Origin of the sequence: Demequina flava (genome assembly GCF_000975035.1) — a bacterium.
In the GTDB taxonomy this organism is placed as follows: domain Bacteria; phylum Actinomycetota; class Actinomycetes; order Actinomycetales; family Demequinaceae; genus Demequina; species Demequina flava.
The window spans coordinates 210,734-222,989 of record NZ_BBRA01000001.1; the positions used below are offsets into that span (position 1 = coordinate 210,734).

Here is a 12,256-nt window from a genome sequence, read left to right on the forward strand (position 1 = left end):
CTCCTCCCGAATGGCCTCACGCCTTGGGTTGCGCACTACAGCGAAGGGAACCAGATCCCAATCTCGCGGGCGGACGACTCGGTGGAGTCGGAGCCGTGCACGAGGTTTTGGAGCACCTTGGTGGGCCACTGACGACCCAGGTCACCGCGAATGGTGCCAGGCGCTGCCGACGTGGGGTCGGTGGTGCCGGCCAGCGAGCGGAAGCCCTCGATGACGCGGTCACCCTCGGCGACGACCGCCAGCGTGGGCCCGGACAGCATGAACTCAACCAGCGGCTCGTAGAACGGCTTGCCGACGTGCTCTTCGTAGTGCTGCTCGAGGAGTTCGGGGGTCGCGGTGCGCAGTTCGACGGCGGCGAGCTTGTAGCCCTTGGCCTCGATGCGGCGCAGGATCTCGCCGGACAGGCCGCGGCTGACGCCATCAGGCTTGACGAGGATGAGGGTGCGTTCGGTGGGCGTATTCGCATCGGTCATGGCCACGACCATACCGGCGCGAAGGCGCGCGTGGGAGCATAGTGCGGTGATCACGCTCGATGACTTTGCGACCTTTCCCGACTTCCCCGTTCCCGGCGTCTTGTTCTACGACATCTCGCCGATCCTGGCCGACCCTGCGCGCTTCCGTGACGCGTGCGATGGGTTGATGCCTGTCTCCCCCGTCGATGTCGTCGTGGGCGTGGACGCGCGCGGCTTCATCTTTGCGCCGGTTGTTGCTCAGTCCCTTGAACTCGGCATGGCGATGGTGCGTAAGAAGGGCAAGATGCCCGGCGAACTGCTCGAGGCCGACGCGACCATTGAGTACGGCGCATCCGAGCTCGTCCTCGACCCAAACGGCATTGCGGGCAAGCGCGTGCTCGTGATCGACGACGTGCTCGCCACGGGCGGTACCGCGGTCGCCGTTGCGGACATGCTGGAGCGCGCGGGTGCGGCGAGCGTGCAGTTCAGTTTCTTGATGGAGATCGAAGCCTTGATGGGCCGCGAGCGGTTGGCCGACTACGCCGTCAACACGGTCGTGCACGTCTAGCGCTCCGTCGCCCCCTTCCCTGCCCTCTCCCTCGCCCCCTTGTGCCCTGGCCGTACATACTCGGCGGGGTTTGGGAGCCGGAGGGCTCGTGGCCGTCAGTTCTCGGTGATTGCTGCGTGAGTGGTGCTGGCCGGGGTTAACCGCGTCCGACTTTGTCGAGGTAGGTGTTGATGTCGTCGTCTGGGACGGTGTAGTTGTCGGTGCCGTCGGCATCCGGGTCGGTCAATGTTGGGACCGCACCGGTGGGTGCCTTCTGGCCGGATGCGCAGTTGCCGCCCAAGTCACAGTCCACCAGGCGTGGCGTCGGCGAATAGAGGTGGACGGAGCGCTGTTCGCTGGTCGTGGTTGCCGTGCCCGGCGCATCGATCCAGGTATCACCGCCGTTGAGGCTGTAGGCACCTTCCCATGTCGTGGTGAGATTCCAGCCGATGCGTCGCTCACCCGGCATGAACGTGATCGGATCATCATCGCTCTCGTAGCCACCTGACGGGGTGGTGTGGACGTATTCGTCGCCGTCGGTGGAAGACCAGTGCCATGTAGTTGGAGTGGCTCGCAGTGTGACCGTGGTGCCTGCGAGCGTCACGGTCGCAGTCTGCGGTTCTCCATTGGGAATCGCGTAGAACCCCTGGTGAGTGGTCGCCCATCCGTTGTCGGGCTGCAACACATAGCCCTCGGGCGCGATCGTCATGGACTGCCACGCCTCAATCGCCAACGCATGAATCGGATCCGTAGTGCAGGTGTAGTTGCTCACACGTCGCCACGGACCGTATGCGGTGTCAGAAACCGGATCCGACCGCCAAAGCGGATCCTGAAGAACTTGCCCATCCGTGCATTCGACGCCTGGGGTGGCCTCTCCCGCACCTCCACAGACGGGGATTGTGCCGTGAAACTCTACTGACACCCCTGCGGCATACTCGCCCGACATAGTCCATGCCGCACAAATCGGCGCCCGTTCCCAACGCACTTCGCGATGCTCGGCACCTTCACCGAAACCGGACTGGTCGACGGTCTGTCCGGAATCCTCGCGGAGCTCCGCTTCAAGGCGGTCTCCGCAAGTCATCGCAAAGAGGCCCGAACTCGCATCGCCGTCATTACATGGGGCAGAGGCCCGAGCCAGCGGCTGGGAAATCAGCAAGCTGCCGGCCGCTAACCCAAGCGCGACCACGACAGGAGACATCACGTGCGCTCTGCTCCGACGTATTGCACGCGCCAGTGGTCTTCATAGATCAGAATTACAGTCGCAAGCCCTGGACCACCATCGTCAATCACCTCAGAAGCGCCATCCGACGAGGTCCTCACCAAGTCCTCGACGTCAACCTCAAACTCGATTGCCCAGGTGCCGTCTTGCTGCAGGCCTGATTTTGAGTCGACTGCTCGCGCTTCGATGGCACCGCCACTGAGCTCGGCATTCTCACTCGCCACTTGTTCATAGTGATCCTTAACACCAGAACAGAAGTCACAGTCCGCGGTGGTCAACGCGGCGAAGAGCGCCGGTGCCTCACCAACAATGTCGTGGTAACTCGAAAGAAACCGCGTGGCAAACGCAGTTGCGCCCGCGACGTCTTCAACTGACTGCGCTTCGGGAAAATCCTCAGCCAACTCCACTGGGTTCACCTCGGCCGCCGTCGCGGGTGGCGTGATCGAAGTAGGCGCCGCGGACACCTCTGCCGCGCCAGCATCGGCCGATGGGCTCACCGAGACCCCAGCAACACCTTCCCCGGTGCACCCGGCGAGCAGTACCAACGTACCCAGGCCAGCAACGGCGCCGACCAAGGTTCTACGAATTCGAGAAGTCTGTTGTGCCCCCATGCCACGCGACGATAGCCGCGCCACGCGCCACCTCGCGAGGGCAAAACCGCAATCTGTGGAAAACCCGCGTCGAGCTCAGCGCTTGCGCGGAACCGCCTTATACCCAGGCGCCCAGCGCACGCCGATCAACACCAGCGGGACGAGCACGAGCGTCAGGCACAGAGTCTCGAACAGAATGAATCCGAGGTCGGGCTCGAGCGGCACCGGGCTCTGCTCGCGCATCCAACCCGCGTGGATGGCAAGCGCGGTAATCAGCAACGCACCGGAGATCGCCATGACCAGGATCGCCACCCACAGCGGCATCTGCTTGGTCCCGGGGTTCTCCCGCAGGTGCTGGGCCCACGTCCGTAGCGCGAACGCGACGGTGAAGAACGTCACGAGAAGGCCAAAGAAGATCGTCATATAGACCGTGAAAGGCAGGTTTCCATCGGACTCACCTCGCACCTCCGCCATCCGCAAGAGCGCGGCCTGCTCCAAGCCCCAGAACACCATCGAGATGCCGATGGTCCCGGCCACAAGAGCAAGCATCATGCGCCTGAGGAAGACCCGCGCGGAACTCACTCCGGCGACTCCCGTGCTTCCTGGGCCGCGTCGAACTCGGCTCGTTCGCGGTCAATACGGCCGCCAATGCGCAGTCCCATGATCCACAGAATCAAGAAGACGACGCCGACGACGGCAATCGCGGGGTCAAGCAAGCCGGCAACGATCAGGGGTACCTGCAGCGCCCATCCAAGCGGCTGGCCCCACGACTTCGCTTGCTTCCCTGACGCCCAGGCCATGATGAGCACCAGCACGAGTCCGCCGCCAAGCAGCCACGGGATCGGCACGTCAACCATGCCGCCACGCGCGAGACCCCACAGAAGCAGCGTCGCAAACAGAGCGCAGAACGCCTCGAGCATGAGAACGGCCTGTGTGAAGATCAGCTTCGCGGAGCGCTTCTTGCCGGTCTTGGGGACGTCCGGTTCCGTGGTTTCGGCCGATGCTGGGGCCGGGCTGGAAGCGGCGCCTTCACCATCGAGTGGCGTGGGAGGCGTGGGGTCTTGCTCGGTCATCGTGCCTGCCCGGTGCCCTTACGCTCGTCGGCCCGCATGAGGATGCGCACCTCTGAAATGAGCGTGACGGAACCGACGGCGAGCACACCCGCGCCCATGTCGTGGTCGCGCTCGGCAATCTGCACGGCGCGGTCGAGCGCATCAGGCAGGTTGCTCGCGACGGTGACGCGGTCCTCGCCGAACAGCGGAGTGGCGATGGCTTCAAGGTCATCAGTCGACATTGCGCGCGGCGAGGTCGACGCGGTCAGGACCACGTGGTCGAGCGCAGGCTCGAGTCCCGCCAGGATTCCCTCGGCATCCTTGTCCTCGAGGATCCCGACGACGCCGACGAGCGACTTGAATGTGAACGACTCCTCGAGCGCGCCCACGAGCGCGTCGATGCCCGCAGGGTTGTGAGCGGCATCGACAAGAACCATGGGCGAGGTGCGCACAGCCTCGAGGCGGCCCGGCGACGTGACGTTTCCGAAGCCGGTCTCGATGGTCTCGCCGGCTAGTGCGGCGGGCTCTCCCCCGTCGGCCATGAGTGCCTCGACCGCCGCGAGCGCCAGCAGCGCGTTGGATGCCTGGTAGTCGCCGTAAAGCGGGACAAAGATGTCGGTGTAGGTCGCCGCCGTGGTGCGCAGAGTGACGAGCTGGCCGCCTACGCCTGGCTGGCGTTCAACAACCTCGATGTCGGAGCCCTCCCACTGCACGCGGGCTTCGCGCTCCGCCGCAGCGCCAATCAGCACCGGCAGGACCGCCTCCGACTGCTCGGAGATGATGGTCGCGGCTCCGGGCTTGATGATGCCCGCCTTCTCGCTCGCGATACCGGCGAGCGAATCGCCAAGCCACTGCGCGTGGTCCATCGAGATGGGCGCGATGACGGACACGTCGCCATCGGCAACGTTGGTCGCATCCCACACGCCACCCATGCCGACCTCGATCACTGCGACATCAACGGGCGCGTCGGCGAAGGCCGCGAATGCGAGCACCACGAGCACCTCGAAGAAACTCAGTCGCGGCCCGCCGTTCTCGATCGACTTCGCATCGACCAGGTGGATGATCGGCGCGACCTCGGTCCACAGGCGGATGAAGTCCTCCTGCGCAATGGGCTCACCGTCGATCTGGATACGCTCGCGCACGGACGACAGGTGCGGCGACGTGAACATCCCGGTCCGCAGTCCGTGCTCGCGCACGAGCGACTCGGCCATGCGGGCGGTCGACGTCTTCCCGTTGGTACCGGTGAGGTGAATCACCTTGTACGCATGCTGGGGATCGCCGAGCAGCGCGCACACGTCGCGCACACGGTCAAGGGTCGGTTCAAAGGAGTGCTCGGGGTTGCGGGAGATGATGTGCTGATAAATCTCGCGCTCGGCCTCGTCCGGAGAGAGGCCACCAAGCATGAGGTCAGAAGACTCAGGCATGGGACCCAGTCTCCCATGCCGCACCTAGACTCGCGCCATGCCCGTCACTCACATCGACCTGTCGCAGCCCGTCGCCGACGGCACGGTAACCACTCCCGGCCAGCCCAGCGCGCGCATCGGCTGGTGGCGCACCCATTCCGACACCGCGTCGATGTACGCCGAAGGGACGTCGTTCGCGTTCTCTCACCTGGATGTCATTGGCGGCACCGGCACGTACATGGACGCTCCCCTACACCGCTTCCCCGGCGGCGCGGACATCACCGGATACGAGTTGGACCGTCTCGTGAGTGTTCCCGGGATCGTGATCGACGTTGAGGGGTCTTTTCTTTCGGCCGATGCTGTGGCCGGCCTGGACATCGAAGGCAAAGCCGTCCTTGTGCGCACCGGCGCGAGTGCACGGTTCAATACGGATGGCTACGTGGTCGACGCTCCGTTCATCAGCGCCGACGCCGGAGCCGCGCTTGCTGCCGCGGGGCCGGCCATGGTGGGAATCGACGGCCCAAACGTCGACGGCACATCCACGAACGCGAGACCCGTCCACACTTCGCTGCTCGCTGCGGGCATTCCGATCATCGAGCACATGACGAACATCGACCGGCTGCCACGCGACGGCTTCACCGTGACAGCCGTTCCGTTGAACTTCGCGGGCCTGGCGACCTCGCCCGTCCGTCCGTTCGCAACCGTTCCCGCGTAGCACCACCACTCGCAAGGAGTTCTCGCATGACAGAAGACATCTCTGGAGGTCACGTCAACGAGGTCGAACGGATTGGCGACACCGTTCACCGCACAGCGGGGCCATGGACGCCGACCATCCACGCATTCCTCACACACGTGCGCGACAGTGGCATGACATTCGTACCGGCGCCCCTGGGCTTCGACTCCCAAGGCCGCGAGGTACTGACGTGGATCGACGGCAACGTGGGCGGCTGGCCGGTTCCGCAGTGGGTGTGGACGGAGAAGACTCGAGTCCAGGTTGGCCAGATGTTGCGCTTCTTGCACGACGCATCCGTGGACTTTGATCCCGATTCCCCGCACTGGCGTTCGCCCAGCCACGAGCCGCCCGAAGTCATCTGTCTCAACGACGCCGCCCCCTACAACATGGTCCATGACGGCACTCGTGTCGTGGCGTTTATTGACGTCGATATGTCCTCGCCCGGCCCCAGAGTGTGGGATCTCGCCTACCTCGCGTATCGCCTGTGTGGCTGGTGCGAAGATATGCCCGCCCCGGCGGGTACGACTCCAGGAGATCGTCTCCACGATCTTCTCGACGCGTACGGTCGCGATGTAGCACCCACGTCACGCGAAGTACTCGCCACCATGCACACGCGCCTCCTGGACCTCGCGGATTGGTCAGATAACCATGCGGTCGCTTCGGGCGCGTCGGAGCTCCACGCTCACGCTGAGATGTACCGCCGCGACGCGACCCGCCTGACCGGCCAGCCGGACTGCGGGCAACGGCCCTGGTGAGCCGTAACGTTTGGTGGAGCCGCATCGATACCGTCCGACCCTAAAAGATCGCTGGCTGAACCCGCGCCCTCGGACACCGCAGCCATAACGGCGGGGTTGGCGATTGGACACTCAACGGTTCCCGCGAAAACACACCCCAGGCACAACCCATCGCTGTCGCTCCCAGCGGGTCCGCATCGGGTCCAGTGGGCGCGAACGAGGGACCGCGTGAGGAAATAGCGCGGACAACGATGGAGACGACCGACAGTCCATCAGAAATCACCCACTTGAAGGCCGGGAGTGCTAGCGGGATTAAGGCTGCGGGGGCACATCAGGCAGAGCAATTTGACGCCCCCGCAAGAAAGGTATCCAATTAACGTATTATCGGATGCAACATACCTAACGGCTGATCATCGGAGGCCCCCGTGGACAACCACACGACTGCCGTCTCGCGCGCACACGCAACCCTGAAGCGCATCGACGCCGACCCCACTCGAGCGGTGTGGATTGAGCTCCGAGACGCCTCAGCCATTCTCGCCGAGGCGCAGGCTGTCGATGAGAGGGTCACAACGGGCGAACCACTCCCCCTCGCGGGGCTCACCGTCGCAGTCAAGAACAACATTGACGTGGAGGGGATTCGCACCACTGCTGCACACCCGAACTTTGGTGCGGTTGCCAGTGCCGACTCTGCAGCTGTCGCGAGGCTTCGCGAAGCTGGCGCAATCATCATTGGGTCGACAAACATGGACCAGTTCGCCACTGGGCTCGTCGGCACCCGTTCCCCTTTTGGAGCCCTGGAGTCCGCCACCCACTCAGGCAGGATCGCAGGAGGCTCGTCCTCAGGCTCGGCGGTGGCGACGGCCCGCAATTTAGTCGACATCGCACTCGGAACCGACACCGCCGGCAGTGGCCGTGTTCCTGCCGCCCTGAACGGCATCGTCGGCATCAAGTGCACTCGCGGACTCATCCCTGCGTCCGGCGTCGTGCCCGCCTCTCGCACTTATGACTGTGTCACCGTGTTTGCACGGGACGTCGCCACTGCAGCAAGGGCCGCCGCAGTCCTCATCGGCCCCAATACTGCGGACCCGCTATCTCGAACATGGTCACTAGATGCCCCGCTGGCGGCTCCCCCGACGCCTACCGTTGCAGTTCCTCGCGCCGAAGACCTCACGTCTCTCGACGCTGAACGAGTAGAGGCCTTCGAGGCGGCCGCGCGCCGCCTCGAGGCGAGCGGAGCCCGGTTGGTGACAGTGGACATCAGCGGACTGCTCGAAGCCGCGAAGCTCCTGTATGGCGGCGCCATCGCCGCAGAACGTGCCGCAGCATACGGAGAATTCCTTGCCAGCCACCCGGAAGGTGCGAACCCGATTGTCGCGAGCATCGCCGCTGGCGCAAGCCGGCACAACGCTGTCGACCTTGTGAAGGACACCGAGCGGCTTGACCAGGCGCGCGCCGAGGCAAGACGGCTCCTCAAAGAAACTCACGCACTACTCATTCCCACGGCGCCCATGCACCCCACTCTGGCCGAGGTGGAAGCGGATCCCGTCGCCACGAATACGCGCATGGGGACTTTCACAAACTTCATGAACCTTCTTGACCTGTGCGGCGTCGCAGTGCCGGCAGCAAGCACGAAAACCGGCGGCTTTGGCGTCACCGTGGTCGCGCGCGCCTTCGAGGATCAGGTTGCGCTGGACCTCGCCGCTATCTTAACCGGGGAGAGTTCGCCACCGCGGCTGGGTGGGGGCACCCCCCTAGCAGTCTTTGGCGCCCACCTCTCGGGAGAGCCGCTGAACGGTCAACTCACTGACCGAGGCGCCACTCTTGTCGGCCCAATCGCCACCACGGAGAGCTACCGCATGGTCGAGCTACCAGGAGATGTGCCGAAACCAGGAGTAGCACCAGCACCGCAGGGTGAAGGCGCACGCATCAACGGGGAACTGTGGATGCTCCCTCCGAGCGCTTGGGGCCCGCTCCTCGCCGACGTTCGAGTACCGCTGGCACTCGGCCCGGTTGAACTCGATACCGGCGCAGTGGTCACCGGGTTCTTGTCTACGAACATGGACGGCACGGACATCACCTCCGTTGGTGACTGGCGAGCACACAGGCGTTCCCAACGGACCGCCTGACAGGCGTGCCCTAGACTGTGTCAATTGGATCCAACGGCGCGGTATCGCGCGCGCTCCAAGACAACCTGCGAGGGGCAATTCCTATATGACCGCCACAGACAGCGCCGCACTGGTCGACGATCTTGCCAACAAGCTTCGTGACTTGATCGTGTCGGGAGAAATCGCCGCGGGGACACCACTGCGCCAAGCGGATCTGGCCGTGCGCTTTGGCACGAGCCGCACTCCCGTACGAGAAGCCCTCCGTCAACTTCAGGCAGGCGGGCTGATCGAAATATTCCCTCACCGCGGCGCGATCGTGCGGATTCCCACACCCTGGGAGGTCCGCGAGTCCTACGAAGTGCGCGCAGAACTAGAGGCCCTCGCCGCACGACGCGCGGCGACGCGGCTGTCGACTCAAGCCATCGCCCAGATGCGCGAGCACAACGACAAGCTCTTCGACCTCACCCGAGCGGCCGCCCAGGAGGGCTCCCAGGACTCCACGAGTCAGATACTGGATGCGGCGAACGAGTACGCACTGCACCCAGCAATCCTGGCGGCCGCCGACAACGCCCGCCTCGAGTCCGTGCTCGACGGCGTTCAAGCGTCTCTTCCCAAGAATGTGCCAGGTTTGCTCCTACTCGAAAACGCAAGCCACCGCGAAGAAAACCACCGAGAACACACACGCATCATCGACGCGCTTGCCGCCCAGGACGCCAACGCGGCATCGGACCTGATGCGGGCCCACGTCCTCAGCGCGGGTGATCAGGTCGCACGCTGGTACGAACGGCGTTCGACCAAGATACTTCGCCACTAAGCCCTCACTCCCGGTTTTGACATCCGACACTGAGCCAGTGCACGTCATTCGGGTTTGGATCCAATATACTGATAATAGGGTCCATTACGCTATGTCTCGGAGCACTCCATGCCTCTTGCCCCCGCAGGTCACCGTTCATGGGGCTTTTGGCTCGTCACTCTTGCCGCGACCGCGAACTACGCAGTTATGGCAGCCACAGCCCCGCTCCTGAATAGATCCGTCCCTGAACTTCTCGGGTACGACACGGCCATCGCGGGTAGCTTTGTTGCGATAGCGGGGTTCGCGGGAATGGCCACCATGCCCGCGCTGGGCTACTTAGCAGGACGATTCGGCCCACCGAGAGTCACAATTGTGGCAGCCGCCCTGGCCACCATCGGGATCGGGATCGCGACCATCGCGTTCGCAACTCCTGGAATCGTGGCGAGCCGGATCGTATACGGCCTCGGAAACGCTGGAATTACCGTGGCGACCACAGCGTGGGTTAGCGCCACCTCCCCTGCGGCTTCTCGCGGCCGCGCTCTCGGTTATTACGGGATGAGCGTCTGGTTGGGCTTGGCGATCGGGCCAGTGCTGGCAGAGAACGTATATGCAGCCATTGGCAACGGCCGCACCTGGGCCGTTCTGCTCGCGGTCCAGGCTCTGACCTTTATTCTCGCTGTGACGGTACGGGGCAACCCCGTGCGTGGTGAAGACTCCCGGGCGGGTCAGGCCTCCACCGTGACGACCGTGCGCCGAGCCGTCGCCGTGCCCGCCGCAGTGGCCATTGCAGCTTGGGGCGCACAGGGCGTGCTCACGGCATTCCTCGTTTCGCATCTGGAGGCACGCAGCATTCCCGCAACGGGGCTCCAGGGCGGAGCCACCATCCTGCTGGTGTTCGCGAGTTCAGTATTACTCGCCCGTATCGCGCTGGCGTCCTTCACCGACCGCCTTGGACCCACACGCGCCACGCAAACGGCGCTCGGAGTCGTTGCACTAGGACTAGCGGGACTTGCTGTTGCCCCAGGATTCGCTACTGCATGCGCGGCAGCAATCGCCCTTGGATTTGGCTATGCGCCGCTCTATCCCTCGCTGACCGTGCTGGCGACCCAGTCGCTCGCGGGGCCAGATAGGTCAACCGCCATTGGCTGGTTCTCCGCCGCGACGTCAGCAGGCATGGCAGTCGGGGCCGTCGCTGGAGGATCCCTGATTGTTGTCGTGGGATCGACAGCGACGATCGCGCTCTGTGCTGTGGCTCAAATCGCAGTTATCCCCCTCTTACCTCCGGCTAAAACTCGAAATGCCGCGAGGAGTTAAAAGGCACGCGCGTCAAGGGTCGATGGACGCGACGCAAGGCCAACGAAAAGCAGCCGGCGGCCACCACAGTGACCGCCGGCTGAATCGTCGAAATGCCTATCGCGTGCGTTGCGGCTCCTGCTCGCGAACAGCCGCTGCAAGCGCTCGCGAGGTGCGTTCGACACAACGATCAAACTCGGCTCGTCCATGCTCGGCATTTGCCGCTTCAACTTCGTTGCCCCACACCCCCGACTCCGACACCTGATCCATTCGGTAGTCCCAGAACGAATCTACGTCGGCATGTGAGATCGCCTTGTCCATGCGCACCAGATCGGGCCGCAAGTGCAGCATTACAGAAGTTTCAAAGAAGTTGGCGTGCATCAAACCACGTCCGAATTGGACTCGCCCGTCAACCTCGGGCCCGGGATACATGGTTACGTACCCGATCGAGCGAGCGCGCACGTCGTCGTAACGAGTACGGAGCTTTTCTATCGACACGTCGAGGGCACCGTTGTTCCAGATGTGCCCCGAAATGAAGATGAACTGGCGCACACCGGAGGCGTACAAAGAGTCGGTCAAGTCATGCATGACAGCAATGAGCGTTTCTGGGCGCAAGGTGAGCGTGCCGGGAAAGTCGCCGTGAGACCCGGAGACCCCGATCGAGACGGGGGGTACAACTGGAATTCCAGTAATGGCGGACACGCAGTCGGTCAGTGCGGCATCGATCTCGGTGTCAACATTCATGGGCAAGTGCGGCCCATGCTGTTCGATCGCACCGATAGGAATGATGGCTGCACGGTGGTGTTCGACGGTCGAGGACACTGATAGCCAATCGAGTTCCTCCCACCTCAACGGCGCGCCGGTTCCTCCTAGTTCTGAGGCAAGTGCGCGGATATCAAGTCCAGTGGGTGGCAATGATGGGGTCATGCGGGGTCCTCCTTGAAAGGCGTAGTTAGGCGTCCTATGCGCTGATGGCGGTAGGGCAACAGCTCTTCTGCAGTAACGGCCGCTGGATCCCCCGCCTTGCCAGCCCATACACGCGCGCTCGGCCACATCTCGGCCAGGAGCTCAGCGCACACGCCGCAAGGCTCAATGAGATGATCCGTGCCGTCTGGCCTCCTCACAACCGCCACGAGGGACACGACGCGCAGCCCGACGGCCACCGCGGCAGAGGCGACTCCCGACTCTGCGCATATTGAAGCGCGACCCTGGGAGGCTTCGACGTGAATGCCCGTCACCACTCGGCCGTCCTCTAAACGCGCAGCGGCCGCGACCTCATGTCGACGAACCTCATACCGCGCCTCAAGAAGTGCGATGGCTTCGCTCATGAGCGCA

The 12,256-nt window shown here is 64.0% G+C and carries 14 protein-coding genes; 6 read left to right on the plus strand and 8 right to left on the minus strand.

Translation table 11 applies throughout. From position 1 onward, the window contains the following. Positions 1-35 precede the first annotated feature (35 nt). A complete protein-coding gene (ndk, locus tag AOP74_RS01000) occupies positions 36-473 on the minus strand; it encodes a nucleoside-diphosphate kinase (protein WP_061961858.1) in 438 nt (145 codons plus the stop codon). Positions 474-519: 46 nt separating this feature from the next. On the opposite strand from ndk, the gene AOP74_RS01005 reads away from it, so the two are divergent. Beyond that, a complete protein-coding gene (locus AOP74_RS01005; RefSeq protein ID WP_061960469.1) occupies positions 520-1,020 on the plus strand; it encodes an adenine phosphoribosyltransferase in 501 nt (166 codons plus the stop codon). Between the two features lie 136 nt (positions 1,021-1,156). Here the strand turns inward: AOP74_RS01005 and AOP74_RS01010 are convergent, their stop codons facing one another. From AOP74_RS01010 to AOP74_RS01030, 5 genes are all read right to left on the minus strand, one after another. Then, entirely contained in the window at positions 1,157-1,771 is a 615-nt protein-coding gene (locus tag AOP74_RS01010; protein WP_152649111.1) for a hypothetical protein, read from the minus strand. Positions 1,772-2,196: 425 nt separating this feature from the next. Next, positions 2,197-2,829 carry a hypothetical protein gene (locus tag AOP74_RS01015; protein ID WP_152649112.1) on the minus strand — a complete coding sequence of 211 codons (633 nt, stop codon included), beginning with the start codon at positions 2,827-2,829 and terminating at the stop codon, positions 2,197-2,199. 75 nt (positions 2,830-2,904) lie between these two features. Then, entirely contained in the window at positions 2,905-3,360 is a 456-nt protein-coding gene (locus AOP74_RS01020) for a hypothetical protein (RefSeq protein ID WP_152649113.1), read from the minus strand. A gap of 26 nt (positions 3,361-3,386) precedes the next feature. After that, positions 3,387-3,881 (minus strand): DUF4233 domain-containing protein, encoded by a 495-nt coding sequence (locus tag AOP74_RS01025; RefSeq protein WP_061960473.1) that lies wholly within the window; start codon positions 3,879-3,881, stop codon positions 3,387-3,389. Beyond that, positions 3,878-5,284 carry a bifunctional folylpolyglutamate synthase/dihydrofolate synthase gene (locus AOP74_RS01030; protein WP_061960474.1) on the minus strand — a complete coding sequence of 469 codons (1,407 nt, stop codon included), beginning with the start codon at positions 5,282-5,284 and terminating at the stop codon, positions 3,878-3,880. The genes AOP74_RS01025 and AOP74_RS01030 overlap by 4 nt, the downstream gene beginning before the upstream one ends. 37 nt (positions 5,285-5,321) lie before the next feature. Here AOP74_RS01030 and AOP74_RS01035 point away from each other — a divergent pair, with 37 nt between their 5' ends. From AOP74_RS01035 to AOP74_RS01055, 5 genes are all read left to right on the plus strand, one after another. Further along, positions 5,322-5,978 carry a cyclase family protein gene (locus AOP74_RS01035; protein WP_061960475.1) on the plus strand — a complete coding sequence of 219 codons (657 nt, stop codon included), beginning with the start codon at positions 5,322-5,324 and terminating at the stop codon, positions 5,976-5,978. A gap of 26 nt (positions 5,979-6,004) precedes the next feature. Continuing rightward, complete coding sequence (locus AOP74_RS01040; protein ID WP_061960476.1) at positions 6,005-6,751, plus strand: phosphotransferase; 747 nt, start codon at positions 6,005-6,007, stop codon at positions 6,749-6,751. A 404-nt stretch (positions 6,752-7,155) separates the two neighbouring features. Then, positions 7,156-8,856: an allophanate hydrolase gene (gene atzF / locus AOP74_RS01045; RefSeq protein ID WP_061960477.1), complete on the plus strand. Its 1,701-nt coding sequence runs from the start codon at positions 7,156-7,158 to the stop codon at positions 8,854-8,856. Between the two features lie 85 nt (positions 8,857-8,941). Further along, the gene (locus AOP74_RS01050; protein ID WP_061960478.1) at positions 8,942-9,649 is read left to right on the plus strand and encodes a GntR family transcriptional regulator; all 708 of its coding nucleotides are present in this window, start codon (positions 8,942-8,944) and stop codon (positions 9,647-9,649) included. 108 nt (positions 9,650-9,757) lie between these two features. Continuing rightward, the gene (locus AOP74_RS01055) at positions 9,758-10,942 is read left to right on the plus strand and encodes an MFS transporter (RefSeq protein WP_082095916.1); all 1,185 of its coding nucleotides are present in this window, start codon (positions 9,758-9,760) and stop codon (positions 10,940-10,942) included. 96 nt (positions 10,943-11,038) lie between these two features. On the opposite strand, the gene AOP74_RS01060 is transcribed toward AOP74_RS01055, so the two are convergent. After that, positions 11,039-11,848, minus strand: a complete 810-nt coding sequence (locus tag AOP74_RS01060) for a creatininase family protein (RefSeq protein ID WP_061960480.1) — start codon at positions 11,846-11,848, stop codon at positions 11,039-11,041. Next, positions 11,845-12,249 (minus strand): cytidine deaminase family protein, encoded by a 405-nt coding sequence (locus tag AOP74_RS01065; protein ID WP_160297427.1) that lies wholly within the window; start codon positions 12,247-12,249, stop codon positions 11,845-11,847. The genes AOP74_RS01060 and AOP74_RS01065 overlap by 4 nt, the downstream gene beginning before the upstream one ends. Between the last annotated feature and the right edge of the window lie 7 nt (positions 12,250-12,256).

Excerpts from the sequence above, each read along its gene's own strand:
- ndk (WP_061961858.1), bottom strand. The coding sequence starts at position 473 with ATGACCGATGCGAATACGCCCACCGAACGCACCCTCATCCTCGTCAAG.
- AOP74_RS01015 (WP_152649112.1), bottom strand. The coding sequence starts at position 2,829 with ATGGGGGCACAACAGACTTCTCGAATTCGTAGAACCTTGGTCGGCGCC.
- AOP74_RS01020 (WP_152649113.1), bottom strand. The coding sequence starts at position 3,360 with ATGATGCTTGCTCTTGTGGCCGGGACCATCGGCATCTCGATGGTGTTC.
- AOP74_RS01025 (WP_061960473.1), bottom strand. The coding sequence starts at position 3,881 with ATGACCGAGCAAGACCCCACGCCTCCCACGCCACTCGATGGTGAAGGC.
- AOP74_RS01030 (WP_061960474.1), bottom strand. The coding sequence starts at position 5,284 with ATGCCTGAGTCTTCTGACCTCATGCTTGGTGGCCTCTCTCCGGACGAG.
- AOP74_RS01035 (WP_061960475.1), top strand. The coding sequence starts at position 5,322 with ATGCCCGTCACTCACATCGACCTGTCGCAGCCCGTCGCCGACGGCACG.
- AOP74_RS01040 (WP_061960476.1), top strand. The coding sequence starts at position 6,005 with ATGACAGAAGACATCTCTGGAGGTCACGTCAACGAGGTCGAACGGATT.
- AOP74_RS01050 (WP_061960478.1), top strand. The coding sequence starts at position 8,942 with ATGACCGCCACAGACAGCGCCGCACTGGTCGACGATCTTGCCAACAAG.
- AOP74_RS01055 (WP_082095916.1), top strand. The coding sequence starts at position 9,758 with ATGCCTCTTGCCCCCGCAGGTCACCGTTCATGGGGCTTTTGGCTCGTC.
- AOP74_RS01060 (WP_061960480.1), bottom strand. The coding sequence starts at position 11,848 with ATGACCCCATCATTGCCACCCACTGGACTTGATATCCGCGCACTTGCC.
- AOP74_RS01065 (WP_160297427.1), bottom strand. The coding sequence starts at position 12,249 with ATGAGCGAAGCCATCGCACTTCTTGAGGCGCGGTATGAGGTTCGTCGA.